Annotated in this window: 21 protein-coding genes and 2 tRNA genes; 13 read left to right on the forward strand and 10 right to left on the reverse strand. The window is 18.4% G+C overall.

Annotation, left to right across the window (positions count from 1 at the left end; genetic code table 11):
• Positions 1-12: 12 nt before the first annotated feature.
• Both RJD44_RS00200 and argH read left to right on the forward strand, forming a co-directional pair.
• Entirely contained in the window at positions 13-1,230 is a 1,218-nt protein-coding gene (locus RJD44_RS00200; protein WP_343189978.1) for an argininosuccinate synthase, read from the forward strand.
• A 93-nt stretch (positions 1,231-1,323) separates the two neighbouring features.
• The gene (gene argH / locus RJD44_RS00205) at positions 1,324-2,694 is read left to right on the forward strand and encodes an argininosuccinate lyase (RefSeq protein ID WP_343189979.1); all 1,371 of its coding nucleotides are present in this window, start codon (positions 1,324-1,326) and stop codon (positions 2,692-2,694) included.
• An 83-nt stretch (positions 2,695-2,777) separates the two neighbouring features.
• Here the strand turns inward: argH and rpoD are convergent, their stop codons facing one another.
• The 4 genes from rpoD to rpsU all read right to left on the reverse strand — a co-directional run bounded on the left by rpoD (position 2,778) and on the right by rpsU (position 6,694).
• Positions 2,778-4,574, reverse strand: a complete 1,797-nt coding sequence (gene rpoD / locus RJD44_RS00210) for an RNA polymerase sigma factor RpoD (RefSeq protein ID WP_343189980.1) — start codon at positions 4,572-4,574, stop codon at positions 2,778-2,780.
• A gap of 88 nt (positions 4,575-4,662) precedes the next feature.
• Positions 4,663-5,082 carry a hypothetical protein gene (locus RJD44_RS00215; RefSeq protein WP_343190128.1) on the reverse strand — a complete coding sequence of 140 codons (420 nt, stop codon included), beginning with the start codon at positions 5,080-5,082 and terminating at the stop codon, positions 4,663-4,665.
• On the reverse strand, positions 5,079-6,392 hold the full coding sequence (gene dnaG / locus RJD44_RS00220; protein ID WP_343189981.1) for a DNA primase: 1,314 nt from the start codon (positions 6,390-6,392) through the stop codon (positions 5,079-5,081). The genes RJD44_RS00215 and dnaG overlap by 4 nt, the downstream gene beginning before the upstream one ends.
• 86 nt (positions 6,393-6,478) lie before the next feature.
• Positions 6,479-6,694 carry a 30S ribosomal protein S21 gene (gene rpsU, locus RJD44_RS00225; RefSeq protein ID WP_343189982.1) on the reverse strand — a complete coding sequence of 72 codons (216 nt, stop codon included), beginning with the start codon at positions 6,692-6,694 and terminating at the stop codon, positions 6,479-6,481.
• A 111-nt stretch (positions 6,695-6,805) separates the two neighbouring features.
• Between rpsU and tsaD the strand changes: the two genes are divergently transcribed.
• Together tsaD and RJD44_RS00235 are read left to right on the forward strand one after the other, a co-directional pair.
• On the forward strand, positions 6,806-7,843 hold the full coding sequence (gene tsaD, locus RJD44_RS00230; protein ID WP_343189983.1) for a tRNA (adenosine(37)-N6)-threonylcarbamoyltransferase complex transferase subunit TsaD: 1,038 nt from the start codon (positions 6,806-6,808) through the stop codon (positions 7,841-7,843).
• Between the two features lie 137 nt (positions 7,844-7,980).
• Positions 7,981-9,234 carry a tRNA CCA-pyrophosphorylase gene (locus RJD44_RS00235; RefSeq protein ID WP_343189984.1) on the forward strand — a complete coding sequence of 418 codons (1,254 nt, stop codon included), beginning with the start codon at positions 7,981-7,983 and terminating at the stop codon, positions 9,232-9,234.
• Between the two features lie 245 nt (positions 9,235-9,479).
• Here the strand turns inward: RJD44_RS00235 and crr are convergent, their stop codons facing one another.
• The 3 genes from crr to RJD44_RS00250 form a co-directional block, all read right to left on the reverse strand.
• The gene (gene crr, locus RJD44_RS00240) at positions 9,480-9,983 is read right to left on the reverse strand and encodes a PTS glucose transporter subunit IIA (protein ID WP_343189985.1); all 504 of its coding nucleotides are present in this window, start codon (positions 9,981-9,983) and stop codon (positions 9,480-9,482) included.
• A 61-nt stretch (positions 9,984-10,044) separates the two neighbouring features.
• Entirely contained in the window at positions 10,045-11,685 is a 1,641-nt protein-coding gene (gene ptsP / locus RJD44_RS00245) for a phosphoenolpyruvate--protein phosphotransferase (RefSeq protein ID WP_343189986.1), read from the reverse strand.
• Positions 11,686-11,757: 72 nt separating this feature from the next.
• Positions 11,758-12,015 carry an HPr family phosphocarrier protein gene (locus RJD44_RS00250; protein ID WP_343189987.1) on the reverse strand — a complete coding sequence of 86 codons (258 nt, stop codon included), beginning with the start codon at positions 12,013-12,015 and terminating at the stop codon, positions 11,758-11,760.
• 250 nt (positions 12,016-12,265) lie between these two features.
• Between RJD44_RS00250 and ligA the strand changes: the two genes are divergently transcribed.
• Positions 12,266-14,017: an NAD-dependent DNA ligase LigA gene (ligA, locus tag RJD44_RS00255; protein ID WP_343189988.1), complete on the forward strand. Its 1,752-nt coding sequence runs from the start codon at positions 12,266-12,268 to the stop codon at positions 14,015-14,017.
• 20 nt (positions 14,018-14,037) lie between these two features.
• Here ligA and RJD44_RS00260 read toward each other — a convergent pair.
• Positions 14,038-14,111, reverse strand: a tRNA-Lys gene (locus RJD44_RS00260).
• 34 nt (positions 14,112-14,145) lie between these two features.
• Positions 14,146-14,218: transfer RNA gene (locus RJD44_RS00265), tRNA-Val, on the reverse strand.
• 124 nt (positions 14,219-14,342) lie between these two features.
• Between RJD44_RS00265 and gltX the strand changes: the two genes are divergently transcribed.
• Entirely contained in the window at positions 14,343-15,755 is a 1,413-nt protein-coding gene (gltX, locus tag RJD44_RS00270; RefSeq protein ID WP_343189989.1) for a glutamate--tRNA ligase, read from the forward strand.
• A gap of 74 nt (positions 15,756-15,829) precedes the next feature.
• Here gltX and RJD44_RS00275 read toward each other — a convergent pair whose 3' ends face one another.
• Positions 15,830-16,135 (reverse strand): flagellar hook-basal body complex protein FliE, encoded by a 306-nt coding sequence (locus tag RJD44_RS00275; RefSeq protein WP_343189990.1) that lies wholly within the window; start codon positions 16,133-16,135, stop codon positions 15,830-15,832.
• 109 nt (positions 16,136-16,244) lie between these two features.
• Here RJD44_RS00275 and fliF point away from each other — a divergent pair, with 109 nt between their 5' ends.
• The 7 genes from fliF to fliP all read left to right on the forward strand — a co-directional run bounded on the left by fliF (position 16,245) and on the right by fliP (position 23,847).
• On the forward strand, positions 16,245-18,023 hold the full coding sequence (gene fliF, locus RJD44_RS00280; RefSeq protein WP_343189991.1) for a flagellar basal-body MS-ring/collar protein FliF: 1,779 nt from the start codon (positions 16,245-16,247) through the stop codon (positions 18,021-18,023).
• Positions 18,020-19,018 carry a FliG C-terminal domain-containing protein gene (locus RJD44_RS00285; RefSeq protein WP_343189992.1) on the forward strand — a complete coding sequence of 333 codons (999 nt, stop codon included), beginning with the start codon at positions 18,020-18,022 and terminating at the stop codon, positions 19,016-19,018. The genes fliF and RJD44_RS00285 overlap by 4 nt, the downstream gene beginning before the upstream one ends.
• A complete protein-coding gene (locus RJD44_RS00290; RefSeq protein ID WP_343189993.1) occupies positions 19,011-19,682 on the forward strand; it encodes a FliH/SctL family protein in 672 nt (223 codons plus the stop codon). Before RJD44_RS00285 ends, RJD44_RS00290 begins: the two co-directional genes overlap by 8 nt.
• 10 nt (positions 19,683-19,692) lie before the next feature.
• A complete protein-coding gene (locus tag RJD44_RS00295; protein ID WP_343189994.1) occupies positions 19,693-21,051 on the forward strand; it encodes a FliI/YscN family ATPase in 1,359 nt (452 codons plus the stop codon).
• Positions 21,052-21,074: 23 nt separating this feature from the next.
• Positions 21,075-21,521 (forward strand): hypothetical protein, encoded by a 447-nt coding sequence (locus RJD44_RS00300; protein ID WP_343189995.1) that lies wholly within the window; start codon positions 21,075-21,077, stop codon positions 21,519-21,521.
• A gap of 67 nt (positions 21,522-21,588) precedes the next feature.
• Positions 21,589-22,968: a flagellar motor switch protein FliN gene (fliN, locus tag RJD44_RS00305; RefSeq protein WP_343189996.1), complete on the forward strand. Its 1,380-nt coding sequence runs from the start codon at positions 21,589-21,591 to the stop codon at positions 22,966-22,968.
• A 138-nt stretch (positions 22,969-23,106) separates the two neighbouring features.
• Complete coding sequence (fliP, locus tag RJD44_RS00310; RefSeq protein WP_343189997.1) at positions 23,107-23,847, forward strand: flagellar type III secretion system pore protein FliP; 741 nt, start codon at positions 23,107-23,109, stop codon at positions 23,845-23,847.
• The last annotated feature ends 23 nt before the right edge of the window (positions 23,848-23,870 follow it).

Raw genomic sequence — 23,870 nt, forward strand, 5'->3', positions numbered from 1 at the left:
AGATATTATTATATGAAAAATAAAAATATTAAAAAAGTAGTTCTTGCATATTCTGGAGGTTTAGATACTTCTGCAATTATACCGTGGATTAAAGAAAATTATAATGCTGAAGTAATAGCTTTTGTTGCTAACATGGGTCAATCTAAAGAGGAACTTAAAAATATAGAAAAAAAAGCTATAGTATCTGGTGCTAGTGAATGTTTTATAAAAGATCTAAGAAAAGAATTTATAAAATATTATTTATATCCATTATTACAATCTTATGCTATTTATGAAAATAATTATTTTTTAGGAACAGCTATAGCTAGACCTATTATTGCAAAGAAGCAAGTTGAACTAGCTATTAAAATTAATGCTGATGCATTGTGTCATGGTTCTACTGGAAAAGGTAATGATCAAATTAGATTTGAAAGTGCATATACATCTTTAGCTCCAAATTTAAAGATAATATCTCCTTGGAGAGAATGGAAATTTACATCTAGAATTGATTTGTTGAAATATTTAAAAAAAAATAAAATAAAAACTAATTATAGTAAAGACAAAATTTATAGTAAAGATGAAAATATATTTCATACATCTACTGAAGGAGGATTATTAGAAAATGTTTGGAATTCTTCAGAAAAAAAAAATATTTGGTCTTTAACTAAAGATTCATTAGATGCTGTAGAAAAACCTAAATATTTAAAAGTAAAAATGTTAAATGGATATGTAGAAAGTATAAATAATAAAAAAATTTCATTGTTAAAAAGTTTAAAAAAATTTAATAAATTAGGTTCTTTGCACGGTATAGGAAGAGTAGACTTTGTAGAAAACAGATTAATAGGAATAAAATCTAGAGGATGTTATGAAACTCCAGGTGGAACAATTATATCAAAGATAATACAATCTTTAGATCAGTTAATATTAGACAGAGATTGTTTAAGATGGAAAAATGTAATAGGTTCAGAATTTTCTTATTTAGTATATGATGGAAAATGGTTTACTCCATTTAGAAAAGTTTTACAAAAAAATATAAAATTTTTTTCTAAACTAATTTCTGGTACTGTGTTTATAAGATTATATAAAGGAAATGTAACAGTTTTAAAGAAAAAATCTAAAAATTCTTTATATTCAAAAGAATTTTCTACTTTCAATAATAGTAATTTTTCTTATAAACATAATTATGCAGATGGATTTATTAAATTATTTACTATGTCATCTTTAATTAGATCTATAAAAAAGTTGAATTAATTAAATAATAATATTGTTTGTTTATTTTTTTTTGTTTTTTTTAAAATTATTAATTTTATTAATATATTAAAAAATTTTTATATAGGAACAATTATGTTTTTATGGGGCGGAAGATTTAAAGAAAAATCTGATAATACTTTCTTAAATTTTAACAGATCTTTACATTTTGATTATATTTTAGTTGAACAAGATATATTATCTTTAATTTCTTGGTCAAAATTTTTATTGTCTTCTAAAGTAATTAATAAATTTGAACAAAAATCTATAGAAAAATGTTTAAATGAAATAAAAGAAAATGTTAAAAATAATTTGAATATTATTTTGAAAAGTAATTGTGAAGATATTCATACTTGGTTAGAAAGTGAAATAATACGAAAAATAGGTAATATCGGAAAAAAAATACGTACCGGAAGAAGTAGAAATGAACAAATAACTACTAGTTTAAAAATGTGGTGTAAACATGTTATAAATAAATTAATAAAATATATAAAAAATTTGCAGATTAAAATATTAACTTTGTCAGAAAAATGTATTAATATTGTAATGCCAGGATACACACATCTTCAGATAGCTCAACCTATACTATTTTCTCATTGGTGTTTGTCCTATTATGAAATGTTGCATAGAGACAAAATTAGATTAAAACATATATTACAAGAAATAGATTTTTGTCCTTTAGGATCAGGTGCTATTTCTGGTGTTTCATATAAAATAAATAGAAAAAGATTAGCTAAAGAAATTCATTTTTCAGATATTACAAAAAATAGTATAGATAGTGTATCTGATAGAGATTATGTAATAGAAATTTTATCTGCCTCTTCTATAGGAATGATGCATCTTTCTAGATTGTCTGAAGATTTAATTTTTTTTAATTCTTCTGAAACAAATTTTATAGAACTTTCTGATTGTATAACTTCTGGTTCTTCATTAATGCCGCAGAAAAAAAATCCTGATGTTTTAGAATTAATAAGAGGAAAATGTGGAAGGGTTTATGGATCTTTAATTAGTATATTAGTTACGTTAAAAGGCATACCTATGTCTTATAATAAGGATATGCAAGAAGATAAAGAATGTTTATTTGATGCTATAAATACTTGGAGTAATTGTATAAATATGATGGCTTTAGTTTTCAAAAACATTTCAGTTAATTATAAAAATTGTTTAAGGTCTGTAGAAAATAGTTTTGCTAATTCTACAGATCTATTAGATTATTTGGTATCTAAAGGAGTTAGTTTTAAGGAATCTCATGATATTGTAGGAAAAATTGTATTATATGCAATTAATAAAAAAAAATATTTAAATCAAATTAAAATTTCTGTATTTAAATCTTATAGTGATTTTTTTGAAAATGATTTGTATGATTATATTTCTATAAAAAATGTTTTAAATAGAAAAAATTCTTTTGGTGGAACTTCTAAAAAACAAGTGTTACATAGTATTAAAACAGCTAAAAAAAAAATATAAAATTTATTTTGTACTTTTTTTTAATAAAGCTTCCTATTAATAAAAATTATAATTAGGAAGCTTCATTTTATTATAAAAACGTTTTAATTATCTAAAAAACTTTTCAATATTTCTGATCTACTAGGATGTCTAAGTTTTCTCAAAGCTTTAGCTTCTATTTGTCTTATTCGTTCTCTAGTAACATCAAATTGTTTTCCTACTTCTTCTAATGTATGATCGGTGTTCATATCTATTCCAAATCTCATTCTTAGAACTTTTGCTTCTCTAGTGGTTAATCCAGATAAAACTAAGTTTGTTGCAGTTTTTAAACTTTCAGAAGTTGCAGATTCTAAAGGAAGTTCTAAATTTGTATCTTCTATAAAATCTCCTAAATGAGATTCATCATCATCTCCTATTGGTGTTTCCATAGATATTGGTTCTTTTGCTATTTTTAATACTTTTCTAATTTTGTATTCTGGTATTAACATTTTTTCTGATAGTTCTTCTGGAGTGGGCTCTCTTCCTATTTCTTGTAATATCTGTCTTGATATTCTATTTAATTTGTTTATTGTTTCTATCATGTGTACTGGTATTCTTATTGTTCTTGCTTGATCTGCTATAGATCTAGTAATAGCTTGTCTTATCCACCATGTTGCATATGTAGAGAATTTGTAACCTCTTCTATATTCAAATTTATCTACAGCTTTCATCAATCCTATGTTTCCTTCTTGTATTAAGTCTAAAAATTGTAATCCTCTATTAGTATATTTTTTTGCTATTGATATTACTAATCTAAGATTAGCTTCTACCATTTCTTGTTTTGCTTCTTTTGCTTTTTTTTCTCCTAAATATATTTTTTTATTTATTTTTTTTACTTGTTTTACAGATAATCCAGTGTCTTTTTCTACTTGAATTAATTTTTTAAAAATTGTGTTTATTTCTTTTTTAAATTTTTTTAATTTTTTTATACATTTTTTATTTATTTTTATATTATTTTTTATATATTTGAAACTTATTTTTTTATTTTTTAATAATTTTTTTAATATTTTTTTTGGTATTTTACATTTTTTTTTACATATGTTTATTATTATTTTTTCATGTATTAAAATTCTTTTTGTTATATTTTTTATATTGTTTATTAGATTTTTAAATTGTTTTTGAGTTAATTTAAATTTATTAAATATTTCTGATAATTTTTTTATATTTTTGTTATTTTTTTTTTTTATTGTTTTTTTATATTGTTTTTTTAATTGTTTGAATTTTTTTTTTGCTGTGTTTGTATCAATAATATTACTTTCATATTCTTCTTCTATGTTTTTGTCATATTTATTTTCATTTTTTTTTGTGAATTCTGAATTTATTATATTTATTGAGAATGGAATTTTTTTATTTTTATTTTCTATAAATCCTGTTATTATTTCTGAAAGTTTTATTTTATTTGATTTTACTTTTTTATATTGTTTTAAAAAATGTTTAATAGATTTTGGGTGTTCAGCTATTGTAGATTGGATTTGATTTATTCCATTTTCTATTTTTTTTGCTATTTTTATTTCCCCCTTTCTATCTAGTAATTCTATTGTACCCATTTCTCTCATATACATTCTTACTGGATCTGTTGTTTTTCCAAAATCTGGATCAGAATTTACATTTTCTTGTGTGTTTTCTTCTACAATAATATTTTCTTTATTATTTTTTTTGTTTAAAATTTTATTTTTTATATCTGATTTTTTTTTTAGGATTATTATTCCCATTTTTTTTATTATTTTTATAATATTTTTTATTTTTTTAGAATTTATAAAATATGATGATAAATAATTTTTTATTTCTTCGTAAGTTAAATGTCCTTTTTTTTTTGCATAGGAAATTAGAATATTTAATTTGTATTTTTTATTTTTATACATAATATTTTTTCCAAAATAATAAAAATAATTATTAATTAATATAGGAAAAATTATTTAATATTTTATAAATATTTTAAACTTTTTATTTTTATTTATATTTTTTAAATATTAATTTATTAATTTTCCATAATTTTTTTTTTTCTTCTTTATTTAATCCAACTGTTTTTTCCTTATTTATTAAAAAATTTTGTTTGTTTTCTAAATTTTGTTTATAAATAATTTTTATTGAATCTAAAAAAACATTTTTTATTTTTTTTTTTAATATCATATGTTGCCAACAAGACATTTTTTTTATTATATAATATTTTTTAGAATTTCGATATAATTCTAATATTTGACATGTTTTTATTTTTTTATATTTTTTACAAATTTTTTTAATTTCTAAAAATAAATTTATTCCTAATATATTTTTATTACTCAAATTTTCTATTTTTTTAGGTATTATTTTAAATAAATTTGGGTTTTGTACTAATAATCCTATTAATATTTTTATAATATTGTTTTTTATATTTTTTTTTTTTTTTTTTTTTTATTTTGTAATTTTATGTTTTTAACTTTTGATATTCCTAATTTTTTTATTAAATTTTTTTTTAAAAAAAATTTAATTATTTTTCCTGGTATTTTTTCTATTATATTTTTTACTTGTATACTAAATTTTGTTTTTTCTTCTGGATTTGATAATTTGTTATTTTTTAGAAGTTTTGTAAATAAAAATTTTGACATTGGAATTGCATTTTTTATTCTTAACAAAAATTTTTTATGTCCTTCTTTTTTGATAATACTATCCGGATCTTCTCCTTTTGGTAAAAATATAAATTTTAATATTTTATTATCTTCTATATATGCAAGAGATATTTTTAACGTTTTCCATGATGCTTTTTTTCCAGCATCATCTCCATCATAACAACATATTATAGTATTTGTTATGTTAAATAATTTTTTTATAATTTTTTCATTTATGGAAGTTCCTAATATAGATATTGCATATTTTATTTTATTTTGAAACAGTGTTATTACATCGAAATATCCTTCTACTATTAGTAATTTTTTTATTGGTTTTCTATTGTTTTTATATGTTTCAAATAGTCCATATAAATTTTCTTTTTTTTTGAAAATTATTGTTTCTGGTGAATTTAGATATTTCGGAACTTTATTAAATATTGTTCTTCCTCCAAATCCATTTATTTCACCTTTTAAATTTTTTATTGGAAACATTATTCTTTCTACAAATCTATTGTATATTGTATTATTTGTGTTTTTATATAAAATTCCTGATTTTATTAAATTTTTTATAAATTTTTTATTTTTTTTTATATAATAATTTTTAATAATTTTTAAATTGTTTGAATATCCTATTGAAAATGTTTCAATACTTTTTTTGTTTATTTTTCTTGTTTTCAGATATTTTGTTACATTTTTATTTTTTTTTTTATATATATTGTTTTTGTAAATTAATGATATTTTTTTTAGTGTATTGTATAGTTTTTTTTTTTTATAATATTTTTTATTTATAATTTTGCTATTTGGTATTTTCATTCCATTTAAAGAAGATAATTCTTTAATACTTTCTAAAAAATTCATTTTTTCATAATTTATTAAAAAGTCTATTGCATTTCCATGAACATGACATCCAAAACAATAATAAAATTGTTTTTCAAAACTTATTGAAAATGATGGTGTTTTTTCATTATGAAATGGACATATTGAATAATAATTTTTTCCTCTTTTTATTGTTTTTATTTTTGAACTTATAATATCGACTATATTAGTATTTGAGAGTAGTTCATTTATGAAACTTTTTGGTATTTTATATAACATTGGTTTTATTTTATTTGTTTATTTATTTATTTTTTCTTTTTTTTTGCCGATCTTTTTAAAGAACGGCTTTTATTTTTATATTTTTATTAATACATTCTTTTTCTTTTTAAATTTTCCCTACTTATTTTTTTTTTTAATCTTTTTACAGCTGATGCTTTAGCTCTTTTTTTTATTGTTGTAGGTTTTTCATAAAATTCTCTTCTTCTCATTTCAGATAATATTCCTGCTTTTTCACAGGCTCTTTTAAATCTTCTTAATGCTATATCGAATGGTTCATTTTCTCTAATTTTAATAATTGGCATAAGTTTAACATTGTTTTTAACAAGAATTTTTAAATTTATTGTAAATTTATATTTACAAGTATATACTATAAAATATATATTTTATATTTTTTAAATTAAATATTTTTTAATATGAAAATATTAGGAATAGAAACTTCTTGTGATGACACTAGTATAGCAGTTTATGATGATAATTTTGGGTTACTTTTTTGTTGTACTAAAAGTCAATCTAAAATACATTCTAAATATGGAGGAGTAGTTCCTGAAATTGCATCTAGATTACATTTTAAAAATATTTTTTTTTTATTGAATAAGTTAATAAAAAATAAAAAAATTGTAAAAGAAGAAATTAATGCTATTTCTTATACAGTTGGTCCAGGTTTACCTGGTTCTTTATTAGTAGGAGCTACTGTAGCAAATTCTTTGTCATATTTATGGAAAATTCCTATTATATTTGTTAATCATATGGAAGCTCATTTATTTTCATATATGTTAGATTTTAAATATTTTATTAAACCAAAATTTCCATTTTTATCTTTATTAGTTTCTGGGGGTCATACTCAAATTGTTTTAGCGAAATCTTTCGGAAAATATACTATATTAGGTAATTGTTTAGATGATTCTGCAGGAGAAGTAATAGATAAAATATCTAATATGATAGGTATAAAATATCCTGGAGGAAAAAAAATGTCTAAATTGGCTAAACATGGTAAATCTGGAGTGTTTAGTTTTCCCAGACCTATGATAAATAGTAATGATTTAAATTTTAGTTTTTCAGGTTTGAAAACACATGTAACTAGAGTAGTATTAAATAGTAATATTAAAAATTATCAGGTTAAATGTAATATAGCTAGAGAACTGCAAAATTCTATTGTTAGTGTTTTAGTAAAAAAATGTTTTAAAGCATTGAAAATTATGCAATTAAATAAATTGGTTGTATCAGGTGGTGTTAGCGCAAATATTTTTTTAAGAAAAAGAATAATTGATATGTCTAAAAAAATAAAAAATTGTTCTGTTTATTTTACTAAAAAAAATTTTTGTACTGATAATGGAGCCATGGTTGCATATTTAGGTATGTTATATTTCAAGCACAATTTTTATTCTAGTTCTAAAATATTTTTTTCTCCTAAATTATCTATTGTAAAAAATATTTATTTTGATAAATGTTAAAAATATATTTTATATTTTTTTTAATAAATTTTGATTGTATTTTATAAAATAAAATATTTTTTATATCTTTAACAATTTATACATATTATTTTTTTATTTTTAAAAAAATAGTTTTTTATATTTGCATGAGTGATTTTATGAAAATATATTTAGTAGGAGGAGCTATAAGAAATAAGTTTTTAGGACTTCCTATAAAAGACAAAGATTGGGTTGTTGTAGGGTCTAATCCAAGATTTTTTATAAAAAAAAAATATAAACAAGTTGGAAAAAAATTTCCAGTTTTTCTACATCCACGTACTCATGAAGAATACGCTTTAGCTAGAAAGGAAATAAAAAGTGGATTAGGATATAAAGGTTTTAAAGTTAATTATTCTCCTAATGTGACATTAGAAGAAGATCTTATGAGAAGAGACATTACTATAAATGCTATCGCAAAAGATAAATATGGTAATTATTTTGATCCTTATGATGGGTTAAAAGACATTAAAAATTGCATATTAAGACATGTTTCTAATTCTTTTTCTGAGGATCCTTTAAGAATATTTAGAGTAGCTAGATTTGCTGCTTTATTGTTTCATTTAGGTTTTAAAATATGTAAAGAAACCTTGTTTTTGATGTCTAGTAGTTTTTTAAAAAATGAAATAAAATATTTAGAAAAAGAAAGAATTTGGGAAGAAACTAAAAAAGCTTTTAAAACAAAGCATCCAAATATATATTTTAAAGTACTATTTAAATGTAATGTTATTATTTATGCTTTTCCTGAAATATATTATTTATTTAATTTAAATGAAAAATTGTATTATTTTAATAAACAATATTTTTTGAATCAAAATATTTTTTTAGGTCTTGCATATATTTCTAAATATACTAATAAAATAGATATGCGAATTTCATTTTTTCTCCAATTATTTAGTTTAAATTTTGTTAATTGTGTTTCTAATAAAAAAAAAAAACTTTTTTTAAAATTTTTTTTTAACTTTGTTAAAAAATTTTTTTTTAGAATAAATGTTCCAAATAAAATAAAAAACTTATCTATTGTTTTTGTTAAAAATATAAATTTTTTAATTGATATACATTATAAATCTTCTGAAGAAATAATATTTTTGTTTAAGAGAATTAATGCTTGGAGAAATTCTGAAATAGTTTATAAATTATCTTTTTTAACAGATTGTTATATTAATTTTTTAAATATTTTTTATAAAAAACATTTTTATAAAAATGTTTTTGTTGGAAATTATTTAAAAAATGTTTTTAAAGTTGCACAATCTATTTCATTTAAAAATGTTTCTAAAAAAATTAATAAAGGTATTCAAATACAAAAAGAAATTAATAAATTAAGGAAATCAGCTATAGATAAGTGGAAATGTTCTATTTTTAATAAGAAAATATAAAATAATAATAAATTTTATATACAAAAATTTTTTAATTTTTTTATATTTATTATTTTTTAGTTTGATTTGATGTTTTTATTCTTATTTTAATTTATAAACTATTTTTTTATAATATATTTTAAATTAAAATTATAATATTTTATTAAATAAAATTATAAAAATTTATTATTTGTTTTCAAACATTATTTAAATAAAATGTTTTTATTTTATTTGTTTTTTTAAAACGGCACTGTGTGCCGTTTTTTTTATTTTTTTATTGTCATGATTACAGTTTTTCCTGAAATAATTTTTCCTGACATTTTTTTTATTTTTTTTATTTTTTCCATATTAGATATTATTACTGGTGTAATTATAGATTTTGCATTTTTTTTTAACATAGGTAAGTCAAAAGTAATTATTAAATCTCCTACTTTTACTTTTTGATTTTCATTTGCAAATTTTTCAAATCCTTTTCCTCTTAATTTAATAGTATCTATCCCAAAATGTACAAATAGTTCTATTCCTTCATCTGATTTTATTGAAAATGCATGTAAAGTTTTAAATATTTTAATTATTTTACCATTTACAGGCGCGACAATACTATTTCCAGTAGGTTGTATAGCTACACCATCTCCTACTATTTTGTCTGAAAATACTACATCTGGTACTTTTTCAATTTGAATTATTTCGCCTGATAGTGGTGCAAAAATTTCTATTTTTTCTTTTTTACTATTGGTTTTGTTTCCAAATATATTAGAAAAAATACCCATTAGTTTCTCCTAAATATTTATTTTAATAATTTATTTTTATATTTTTTATTTTTTAATAATTTTAAAAAATATTTTTTTTAAAATAACTATTTCTGATTATTTTTTTTATTTTAGGTATTTCTGAAGAACTTACACTTAGTTCATCTATTCCAACTTGTAATAAGAATTTTATTGCTGCAGGATTACTTGCAAGCTCTCCGCATATTCCAGTCCATTTTCCATTTTTATGAGATTCTTTTACCACCATTTTTATTAATTTAATTATAGAAGGATGCATAGGATCATATAAATTAGAGACTAGATCATTTCCTCTATCTACAGCTAATGTATATTGTGTTAAATCGTTACTTCCAATGCTAAAAAAATCAACTTCTTTAATTAATATGTTAGATATTAATGCGGCAGCTGGAGTTTCTATCATTATTCCTATTTTTATGTTATTATTAAAATTGATATTTTTTTTTCTTAGTTCTGTTTTTATTTTTTCTAATTCTTTTTTTAAAAAATATATTTCTTCTATTGAAATTATCATAGGAAACATAATTTTTAAGTTTCCAAATTTTGAAGCTCTTAATATTGCTTTTAGTTGATCTCTTATAATATGTATTTTTTTTGGATATATTCTGATTGCTCTATATCCTAAAAATGGATTTTCTTCTTTTGGTAAATTGATACATTTGCATTTTTTATCTCCTCCTATATCTAATGTTCTTATTATAACTTCTTTTTCTTTCATTTTTTTTGCAATTTTTTTATATATTTTAAATTGTTCTTCTTCAGTAGGTAAACTATTTTTTTCCATATATATAAATTCAGTTCTATACAAACCTATTGATTTTGCACCATTTTCTATAGCTATATCAATTTCATCTATTTTATTTATGTTTGCACCTATTTTTATAATTTTTCCATCCAAAGTAATAGCGTCTAAATTTTTGAATATTTTTAAATTTTCTTTTTTTTTCAAAAATTTTTCTTGTATTCTATTTTTTAATAGTATTATATTTTTTTTAGGATTTATATAAATTTCGTTGTTTATGCTATCTATTATTATATAATCTTCATTTTTTATGTTTTTTGTTGCATTTTTTACTCCAACTATTGCTGGTATTCCTAAAGATTTAGCTATTATAGATGTATGAGATGTTTTTCCTCCGAGTTCTGTAATGAAACCTAATATATTTTTTGTATTTATTTGAGAAGTTTCTGATGGAGTTAAGTCTTTACATATTAAAATTATTTTTTTTTTTATTTTATTAAAATTTTTAATCTCTGTGTTTGAAAGATTGTTTATTATTCTTTTCTCTATATCTTTTATGTCTATAATTCTGTTTTTTAAATAATCATTTTTTATTTTTTTCATTTCTTGTATTTGTTTTTTAATTATTTTTTTTACAGATGTTTCTGCAGAATATTTTTTTTTTATAAAATTTTTTATATCTTTAGAAAATTCTTCATCTTCTAATATCATTATATGACCTTCAAAAATGTCTGATTTTTCTTTTCCTAATTTAAGTTTTACATTTTTTTTAATTTTTTTTATTTGTTTTATTGATTTTTTTATAGCTTTTACGAATCTTTTTGTTTCTAATTTTATTTTTGTTTTTGAAATTTTTTCTTTTTTAATTTTATTTTCTTCTGAATTTATTAATAGCGCTTTTCCTAATGCTATTCCTTTTGAAACTGGAATTCCTGAAATCATAATTTTCCTTTAAAATTAATAGTTTTTTTATTTATTTTTTTAATAAATTTAAAAAATTTGTTTATGTATTTTTTATTTTAAATTTGATATAAATTTTATTAAATGAGATATGGCTGTTTTTTCATCTTTTCCAATTGCGGTTATTGTTATTTTTTTACCGTATTCAAGTTCTAATGTTTGTAATTTAAATAGACTTTTTGCATTCACGGTTTTTTTGTTTAGTGTTATTGTAATTTTAGAAATAAATTTTTTAGCTTCTTTAACAAATAACGAAGCTGGTCTAATATGTAATCCATTTTTTAATTTTATTTTTGTTTCTTTTGTTAACATATTTTTCTCTTTATTTTTATATATTAATTATTAAAATATTTAATATTAATTTATTAATAAAAAATGTATATTTAATTTTAAAATAACATGATTTTAAATAAAATTATAAATCTTTAAAAATTTATATAAAATGTTTAAATGATAATGATATATATTAAACAATAGTTAAAAATTTAAAATATTTATTTTATTTAAATAATATATAATAATACTTTTAAAACTATTTTTATAAAATAAAATTTATAATAATATGAAATATATTAATAATATAATTAAAAATTTAAGAAAGAAAATAAAGTTATATGAATACTTTTACCATGTTTTAAATATTTCATTAGTTTCAGATTATAAATATGATAAATTATTAGAAAGTTTATTAATTTTAGAAAAGAATTTTTCTAATTATAGTGATAATTATTCTCCTACTAAAATTATAGGAGAAAACTTTTCTAATATGTTTAAATTAAAAAATCATATACTTCCTATGTTATCTTTAGAAAGTTTTTATAAGATTGATTATTTTAATAATTTTTGCAGTTTTGTAAAGAAAAAAACTAATATAGACAATGTTAAATTTTGTTGTGAATTGAAAATAGATGGTGTAGCTTTAAATTTATTATATAAAGATGGTATTTTGTTACATAGTTTAACTAGGGGTAATGGATATGAAGGAGAAGATATAACTAATAATATAAATTTAATAAGTAATTTGCCAAAAAAATTATTAGGACACAATATACCAAAAATTTTAGAAGTTCGAGGTGAAGTTTTTATATTAAAAACTGATTTTAATAATTTGAACAAAATGTTATTAAAAAAGTTTTTAAAATCTTTTTCTAATACTAGAAATATAGTATCTGGAGCTTTAAGAAGAAAACATAGTGAATCTAAATTAAATATAAAACTACTTTTTGTAGCTTATGGTATAGGATTTATATATCCAAATAATTTGTTTACAAGTCATTATAAAATGTTAAAAAAACTAAAAAATTTTGGTTTTTATATAAACAAATATAATCTAATTTGTAATAAAAAAATTACAGTATTTAATTTTTTTAAAAAAGTATTATTAATAAAAGATAAGATTAATTTTGATATAGATGGTATAGTAATAAAAGTAGATTCTATAAAACTACAAAAAAAAATTGGATATACAAATAAATTTCCTAAATGGGCAATAGCAATAAAATTTGATACAGAAAATTTAGAAACTAGAATTTTAAATGTAAGATTTAAAATTGGTAGAACTGGAATATTGACACCTGTAGCTAAATTGCATCCTATAAATTTTTCTGGTGTTGTTATAAAAAATGTTTCTTTGCATAATGTAGATAATATTATAAAATTAGGAATAAAAATAGGTTCTTATGTTTTAGTTAAAAGATCTGGTAATGTAATACCTAAAATTGTAAAAGTAATTTCTAAACACAAAAAAAAAAAATATAAAAAAATATTTTTTCCAAAATATTGTCCATGTTGTAAAAAAGATTTAGTTTTAAGTAAAAATAATAAAATTTATATTTGTATAAATAAAAGACATTGTATTTCACAAATAAAAAAAAATATATTACATTTTTTTTCTAAAAATGGATTAAACGTAAGAGGAATAGGTCCCACAATTATAAGTAAACTTGTTGATAAAAAAATAATATCTAATCCATTAGATGTTTTTAAATTAAATGAAAATGTTTTATATAATATAAAAAATATTAGTAAAAAGTGTATAAAAAAAATAACATATGAATTAAATATTTCTAAAAATGTAAATTTCTATAATTTTATATATGCGCTGGGAATTCCAGAAATAGGTATATCTGCATCTAAAAATATTGCTAATAATTTTAATTCAGTTGAAGAAATAATTTCTGCTAATTACGATGATTTTCGTAATATAAAAAATATAGGAAAAAAAATTTCTAAGAATATATTTTGTTTTTTTAATTCATCTAATAATGTAAAATATGTTAAAAAATTATCTAAAATATTAAGAATTGTTTTTTAATTTATTTTTTTGTGAAATATTGGGCTGTGCAGGATTTGAACCTGCGACCAATTGATTAAAAGTCAACTGCTCTACCGAACTGAGCTAACAACCCATATTAAAAAATAAATTCAAAAACAATTTTTTTATAGGTGATGTCGGATTCGAACCGACGACTTTCTCCGTGTAAAGGAGATACTCTACCAACTGAGTTAATCACCTTTAAAAATAATTACTAATTTTACTTAGTATAATATTTAATATTAACTAGTCAATATTTTTGTTAATATTTTTTTAATTTTGTTATAAAAATTTTTTGTTTAAATAAAAATATATATAAAAAAATATGAAAATTAAAACTAGATTTGCTCCTAGCCCTACTGGAAATTTGCATTTTGGAAATATTAGAACTGCTTTGTTTTCTTGGTTATTTGCTAAGAAAAATGATGGTAAATTTTTTTTAAGAATTGAAGACACTGATGTTTTAAGAAATGTTGAAGGATCAGTTAAAAATATAATTAAAGTTATGAAATGGTTAGGATTAAATTGGGATGAAAAAATATATTTTCAGAGTAAAAGATTATATTTATATAAAAAAATTATATTTTTTATGTTAAAAAATGGTTTTGCGTATAAATGTTATTGTTCCAAAACAGTTTTAGAAGAAAAAAGAAATTATCAAATTTTAAATAATGAAAAGCCTAAATATGATGGAACTTGTAGAAATATACAAAATAGCAATTTTATTTTTAATAATTCATTTGTAGTTAGGTTTAGGAATCCTTTGAAAGGTTATGTAAAATTTTTTGATGAAATTAGAGGAATTATAAAATTTAAAAATAGTGAATTAGATGATTTTATTATTCAAAGAAGAAATGGTATGCCTACTTATAATTTTTGTGTTGTTGCAGATGATTTAGACATGAAGATAACACATGTTATTAGAGGAGAGGATCATATAAGTAATACCCCAAAACAAGTTAATATATTTACTGCATTAAGTGCAAATGTACCAAAATATGCTCATTTGCCTATTTTATTAGATGAAAATAAAAAAAAATTTTCTAAAAAAAATAATAACAATGATTTTTTTAAATATTTTGAAGAAGGTTTTTTACCTGAAGCTATGCTAAATTATTTAGTAAGATTAGGTTGGTCACATGGTAATAAAGAAATATTTAGTATCGATGAAATGAAAAATTTGTTTTCTTTTAAAAATGTTAGTAAGTCTTCTAGTATTTTTGATAAAAAAAAACTTTTATATTTAAATAAATATTATATTAATAATTTTACTAATGAAAAAATAATTTCATTGTTAAAATATTATTTTGATAAAGAAAATATAGACATTCTAAATGGACCTAATGTAAAAAAAGTTTTTAAAGTTTTTAAAAATAGATGTTTTTCGTTAAGAGAAATTGTTATTTGTTCTAGTTATTTATATAAAAAATGTGTAAATTTTAAAAATTTGTTTTTGGTAAAATGTAATAAAAAAAAGTTTTTAATAATTTTAAAAGTTGTTTATTTTAATTTTAAAAATATTAAAATTTGGATTTCTTCAGAGATTTGGAAAACAATACAATTAATATCTTATAAAAATAATTTTTCTTTAAAAAAAATTATTTATATTTTGAGAAAAATTTTTACTGGTAAAAGTTCTTCCCCTAGTATTAGCAAGATACTTTATTTGATAGGATATGCTAAAGTAATTTTTAGTTTGAAAAAATTTATTTTTTTTATAATAAAAAAATTTTTTTAAACTTTTCTATTTTTTTTTATTAATATTACATGTAATTGTGTATGTATTGTCATGTAATATTAATTTTTTATTTTTTATATTTGCATGTTCATAATTTCTTGATATGCAGATATTATTTTATTTTTTACTTTTATTGCAATTTCTAAAAATAATGAAGATTTTTCTAAATCTAATATTGAATCACTTATTGATTGTTTTTTAAATATTTTTTCATTTTCTAAATTTTTGTTATATATGTTAAAATTTTTTAATATATTTATTTTTTTATTTTCATTATTTAAAAGTTTACAAAAATTATTTTTAAATTTACATTTTTTGATATTTATTTCATTACTTAATTTATTAAATTTTGGTATAATATTAAATTCATGTATTTTCATATTTTTTTAATAATATTTAATTAAATTAAATTTAATTTTTATTATATCATATTTTATTTTATAAGATTTTAGTAAATATATATTATTTTTTATAACATGAGAAAGTTTTATGAATGAAAAATTGTCGTTTGAAAAGAAATCTAGTAAAAAAAATTTTTTTAATAATATTTTTATAGCAATAAAAAATAATATAATTATTTTTTTAATATTATTTTCATTATTTTTAACTTTGATATTTTCTACTATATTTTTTTATAAATCAGCTAGTTATTCTACATTATATAATAAATTATCTAATGAAGACAAAAATGAAATTATTTTTGAATTGTCTAATATGAATATTCCATATAAAATTAGTGGATTAGAAAATAAAATTAGTATACCAAAAAAATTGGTGTATCAAGTTAGATTTAATTTGTCTGAAAAAGGTATTCCTAGAAACAATATAGATGGTTTTGAAATTTTAGATCAAGAAAAATTTGGTGAAAGTCAATTTCACGAAAGAATAAATTATCAAAGAGCTTTAGAAGGAGAATTGTCAAAAACAATAATGAAAATAGATTCTATAAAAAATGCATGTGTTCATCTTGTAATGCATTCTAAATCTGTTTTTTTAAATAATGATGTAGATGCTTCAGCATCTATTTTATTAACTTTGAAATCTGGAAAGTTATTAGATGTAAATAAAATAAATGCTATTTTACATTTGGTGTCTAAAAGTGTGTCTGGTTTAAAATACAAAAATATAACTATAGTTGATCAATATGGTAATTTTCTTAATCAAAAAGTAGATTTTGACACATATAATAATAGTAAATTAATTTATTTAAGTGAAATAGAAAAAAAGTATAAAAGAAAAATTGAAGAAATTTTAATACCATTATTTGGTGTAAATAATGTACATGCACAAGTGACTGCGCAGGCAGATTTTGATAAAAAAGAAAAAATAGAAGAGAGATATAAACCTAATTCTGAAAAATTTAATAAATCTATTAGATCCAGTCAAAATATTTATAATAGAGAATTTCATAAAAATAAAAATAATTCTAATAATTTAGAAAATAATTTAGTAAAACATTTTGATGAAAAAAAATATGATGAAAAAAATAAGAATTTTAACTCAAACATATTAGGAAAAAATCAAAATTCTAAAAATAATCATAATTTTAATAATAGTGATATTAACAATAATTATGAATATAGTAATAATTATGATAATACTACTAATTATGAGTTAGATCATGATATAACAAATACTAAAGTTAATATAGGAAGTTTAAAAAGAATATCAGTGGGAGTAGTAATAAATTATGTTAAAGATTCTAACGGAAAATTTTTTCCTATAAGTAAAAATGATATGCAAAAAATAAAAGAATTAATTAAAAATACAATAGGTTTTTCAAAAGAAAGAGGAGATACAGTAAATTTAGTAAATTCATTATTTTTTAATAATACTGCAGAAAAAGAAAAAATTAAATATGTTATTGTAAAAAAAAATAATACAAATTTTCTTTTTAGAGAATGTTGTTTTATAATATTTTCAATAATAATATTATTTTTTTTATACAAAATTTTTTTTATATGTTTCTTTAAAAAAAAAATAAAAAATAAAGATATAGATAAAGAATTAAAAAATAAAGATATAGATAAAGAATTAAAAAATAAAGATATAGATAAAGAATTAAAAAATAAAGATATAGATAAAGAATTAAAAAATAAAATGTTTGAAAAAAACAAAAAAAATAATTTTTTAAAAAAACAATCTGAAAAACAAAAATCTTCAAATTCATTAATTGTAACTAAACAAAATAAGAATAATAAAAATATTTTTGATAAAAAATCTTCATTTATAGCTAAAATTATTCAAAATTGGATAAATGAAAAATGAATAATAATATTGACGGTTATACAAAAAGTGCTTGTTTTTTGTTTTTTTTAGGAATAAAAAAAAGTACAAAAATATTAAATCATTTAGATTTAGAAGAAAAAAAAAAAATAATATTTAAAATGTCAGATTTATCTATTTTTTCTAAAAAGAATATAAATATTGCAATAAATTCTTATAAAAAATATTATAAAAAAATTTTTTTTGAAAAAAATGATTATGTTAAAAATTATTTTAATTCTATAATTAGTAGATCTTTTAATGATAAAGAGAGAAATAAATTATTTAATATCATTAAAATTAAAAAAGAATTTTTAAAAAATGTAAAAAAAGCAAATTTAAAAAGTTCTAAAAATTGTTATTTAATTCTTAATAAAGAACATCCTCAAATTATTGCAATATTTTTAAAATATTTGAATAAAAAGAAATCTATTAAAATTCTTTCTTTTTTTAATAAAAATTATAGATATGAGATTATTAGAAGAATGTTTAAAATTAAACATATGAACAAATTTTCTAAAGAAAACTTTTTTAAAATAATTAATCATATCTTTAAAGAAAAAAAAAATATTAAATATAGTAATTTTGAATATGTAATAAAAATTTTTAAATCTCTATCCAAAAAAGAAAAAGTATATATGTTAAAAAATTTTTTTGAAAAAGAGGATGATATAAAAAAAAAAATAATTTGTGAAATATTTTCTTTTGAGGATATTTTTAAGATGAATAATAAAAATGTGTATATTTTGTTAAAATATGTTAATAAAGAAATTCTATATATCTCTATTATAAATTTATTTGAAAAATTCAGAAATAAGTTTTTGAAAAATATGTCTAAAATTCAGTTGAATTATTTTTTTAAAATGATTAAAGAAAATAATTTAAAATTTTCTAAAAAAGATATTTTAATTAGTAAACAGAATATTTTGAAAATTTTAAGATTTTTATTAAAAAAAAATATATTAATTTTAAAAGATTTGGAAAAAATTTATGTATAAATTATCTTATAAAAAAAAAATGGAAAAATGGAAAAAATGGAATCCAGATTATTTATGTTTAAATAAAAATGATTTTAAAAATGTTAAAAATAAAAAAAATAACATAAAAGATAATATGTCAAAATCTTTACATAAAGATGATTTGGTAGAAAATAAAATTTTAGAAGAAAATAAAATTGCTTATAAAAAAGGTTTTTTTGAAGGTAAAATAGTTGGTAACAAATTGGGTTTAGAAAAATTTTTTTTATATAAAAAATGTTTAAAAAAAGAAAAAATAAAATTTAAAAATTTATTTTTTAATTTGAAAAAATCTATTAAATCTATAAATACTTATGTTGCTTTTAAAATGATAAAAATATTATTTAATATTTTAAAGAAAAATAATAGATTTTTTAAAAATAAAAATTATAAAAAAATAATTTATGATGTAAAAAAATGTTTAAATAAAGAATATAATTTTTTAAATAATTTAAATTTTAAATTTAATCCGAAGGATTTTAAATTTATTAAAAAAAAATTTTTAAATTTTTTTAAGTTTAGAAAATGGATATTAATTCCAGATGAAAAAATATCTATTGGAGAATGTGAAATTTTTTCTTCTGAAATTAATATAAATTTTACTAGTTTAGATAATTTAAATCACTTATATAGAGCTTTCTATTAGAGAAAAATTGATGAATGAAAATTTACAAAGTTGGTTTAAAAATATAAATTTTTTAGATAAAAAAATATGTAAACTTTCGAGGCCAATAAAATATGGTAGATTAATTAGTTCTATTGGACTTTTATTAGAAGTTTCTGGTTTATGTTTATCCATTGGAGATATTTGTATTATAGAAGTTTTCAATAATAAAAAAAAATTTTTAATAGAAGGAGAAGTCGTAGGATTTAAAAATAATAATATATTTATAATGTTATTTGAACATTTTAAAGGAATATCTCCTGGTTTAAAAGTTTTTCCTAAAATTAACAAACATGGATTTTATGAAAATAAAAAACTTCCTGTGGGAAAAGATTTATTAGGAAGAGTTATTGATAGTTTTGGAAATCCTTTAGATGGTTTTGAAGATATAAATTGTAAAGATTTTTTATCAACAATGTATGAAAAAATTAATCCTTTAAGAAAAAATCCTGTGAACAAGATATTAGACACTGGAATAAAAGCGATAAATTCTTTATTAACAATAGGTATGGGTCAAAGAATAGGATTATTCGCTAGTTCAGGGGTTGGAAAAAGTGTATTATTAAGTATGATATCAAAAAATTCTAAAGCAGATATTTTTATAATATCATTAATAGGTGAAAGAAGTAGAGAAGTTCTTGAATTTATAGAAAACATAAAAATGTCAAAAAATTTTAATAAATCTGTAATAATAGTTTCTCCAGCTGATAGTTCTCCTTTGTTAAAAGTGCAAGGAACTTTATATTCAATTAGTATAGCTGAATATTTTAGAAAAAAGGGTAATCATGTTTTGTTTATTTTGGATTCTTTAACAAGATATGTAATGGCAGAAAGAGAAATATCTATTGCTATGGGTGAAATTCCTATTGTAAGAGGTTATCCAACTTCTATATTTTCTAAATTACCACTTTTTATAGAGAGATCTGGTAATGGAGAATATGAGAATTGTTCTATAACTGGATTATATACTGTGTTAGTTGAAAATAATGAAAGTTTAGATCCTATTTCTGATTTAGCAAAATCAGTTTTAGATGGGCATATTATGTTATCAAAAAATTATGCTGATTCAGGGCATTATCCTGCCATTGACATAGAAACTTCTATAAGTAGAATAATGTTTAATTTAGTTGATAATGAGCATTATAATAAAGCAATTTATTTAAAAAAATTAATATCTGTATATAGACAAAATAGAGATTTAATAAATTTAGGTGCATATGTTAAAGGGCATGATAAAATTTTAGATGATGCAATTATTTTATGGCCTAAAATAGAAAGTTTTTTACAACAAGATAGAAATGATGTATATAATTTTAGTGACTCTTATAAATATTTAAGTAAATTAATTTAATAAAAATAATGTTAGGAAATTTTATGAAAAATAAAATTAGATTAATTAGTTTTTTAATTTTATTAGAAAAAATAAAATTAAAAAAAATATGTATAAAATTTTTTAATTTATTAAATTTTGAAAAATCTAATTTGTTTAATATAAACGCATTAAATAAATATAAAAAAATTTATGTAAAAAAAAATAATATATTACTTTCAAAAGGAACTAATGTTTTCAAAATACAAAATATTAATAATTTTTTAATTTTATTAAATAAAAATATTGTAAAAAAAAATAATTATGCAAAGAAAATTTTTTTTAAAAAAAATATGTTTATTAAAACAATTGTTAAAAATAAAAATAAAATAAAAATTTTAAAATTTTTGAATTTATCTTTTTTAAATAGATTAAATGATGATAAAATTTATATTTACGAATGTAATAATGAAGAATTAATAAATATATTTTTTAAAAAAAATTTTGTATGAAATTTTTTTATTGAACATATATGTGTTTATTTTTTTTATATAATTTTTTATTTTTTAAGGAAATTTTATGAAAAAATATTATAATAATTTTATACATGTTAGTGAAATTTTGAGAAAATTTGATTGTGTACCATATAATAAAAATCATTATATGAATGATAATTTTGTTTATAATGATTTTAATTTTTTTGATGTTTTATATGCTGATTTAAATAATGTATATTTTAAAGAAAAAATTTTTTTAAAAAATTTGTTTAAAAATTTTTCTAATATTTTGGAAATTCATTTATCTAATATGTTAGATTATAAAATCAAAATAAATGTTAGTAATATAAAAATACAAACATATCAAAATTATTTCAGAAACATTGATTCTTTAATAAGTTTTAATTGTTTTAAAATTTCTTCTATAAAAAATTTTGGTTTTTTTATTTATTCTAATAATTTTATTTTAAATATGATAGAATTATTTTTTGGTAGTTTAGATAATTGTATTAATAAAAGTACAAAATATGATGTATCTTATAGTCAACATTTTATGAATAATAATTTTATAAAAATATTAGTTAAAAATATATCAAATATTTTAAAAAAAAATTTAAATTTTCAAATATCTTTATGTAAATTAGATAGTTTTTTTTGTAAGTTTAACAATAAATCTTTTTTTTTAAATGATTTTTTTATTGTAATATGTTTGAAATTATATAAAAATAATATGTATTTTAATTCTTTTCATATATGTTTTCCTATAAATTTTATTAAGCATATTAATAAAATTATTTTATTTAAATCAAATAAAATAAATGAAAAATTTAATATTAAAAAAAATTTTTATGTATTAAATAATATAAAATTTGTTATGTCTGCATTTTTACAAAATTTTTATATTAGTTTATTTAATTTATATAATTTAAGAAATAATTGTGTTATAAAAATATATAATCCGAATGATGTATATGTATTTATAGGTAAAAAATTATTTTTTTTAGGAAAAAATATAATTTTTAAAAATAATAATTCTGTTCTAATAAAAAAAAGAATATATTTAAAATATTCAAATTATGGTGAAAATATGAATGATGAATTAAAAAAATTTAATAAATATTTTTCAGATAGTAAGAAATTTTCAGATAATAAAGAAAATAAAATTTTTTCTAACAGTAATAATAAAGATATTTTAGAAAAAGATGATTTAAATAATAAAATTAATTTTATAGGAGATGTAGAAGTAAAAATGTCTGTTAGATTAGGAAGTATAAATATAAAGACAAAAAAATTACTTTCTATAAAAAATGGCTCTATTCTACAATTAGATCAATTAGCTGGAGAGCCTTTAGATATTTTAGCAAATGGTTGTTTAATAGCAAAAGGTGAGATAGTAGTTATAAAAAATAAATATGGTATAAGAATAGTTAATATATTAAATAATATGAATAATTTAAAATAAAACATAATTTTATTCTTTTAATTTTATTTTATTTTTTTATGTTTTAATATTTACATTTTTTAAAATTTTGTAATAAAATTATATTATTTTTTAAAATTTTTATGTTTTATTATATAAATTTAATATTTGGATATTGTAATGAAATATATTAAAATTTTGTTGTTTTTTTTTTCATTAGTTTCTACTTCTGTTTATGCTTTTAATTTAAATGATATTAATAATTTATTTTTAAATAAAGGAAGTGATCTTTCTATTCCTATAGATATTTTAATAGTAATGGGTTCTTTAAGTTTTTTACCTGCTATAATTTTGTTAATGACAAGTTTTACTAGAATAATCATTGTGTTAAGTTTATTGAGAAATGCTTTAGGAATGACATATTCTCCTCCAAATCAAATATTAATTGGTTTGAGTTTGTTTATTACTTTTTTTACGATGTCTTCAGTGTTTGGATCAGTTTATAAAGACTCATATTTACCATTTATAAATAATAAAATTAATTCTGAAGTTGCAATAAAAAATGCTGTATTTCCTTTTAAGAAATTTATGTTAAATCAGATAAAAGATTCAGAATTATCATTTTTTTTAAAATTATCTAAAGAAAAAAATGTAAAATTTAAAAATAAATATGATATACCCATTTATATTGTAATACCAGCATTTGTGTCTAATGAGTTAAAAATAGCTTTTCAAATAGGTTTTATGATATTTATACCTTTTATAGTAATAGATTTGATTGTATCAAGTGTTTTAATGGCTTTAGGTATGATGATGGTTCCACCTTCTAGTATATCTTTACCATTTAAATTAATATTATTTGTGTTATCTGATGGATGGAATTTGTTAATAAATTCTTTAATAAAAAGTTTTTATTTTTAATTTTTTATAAAATTTTTAATTTT

This window comes from Buchnera aphidicola (Astegopteryx bambusae) (genome assembly GCF_039365365.1).
GTDB lineage: Bacteria > Pseudomonadota > Gammaproteobacteria > Enterobacterales > Enterobacteriaceae > Buchnera_G > Buchnera_G aphidicola_B.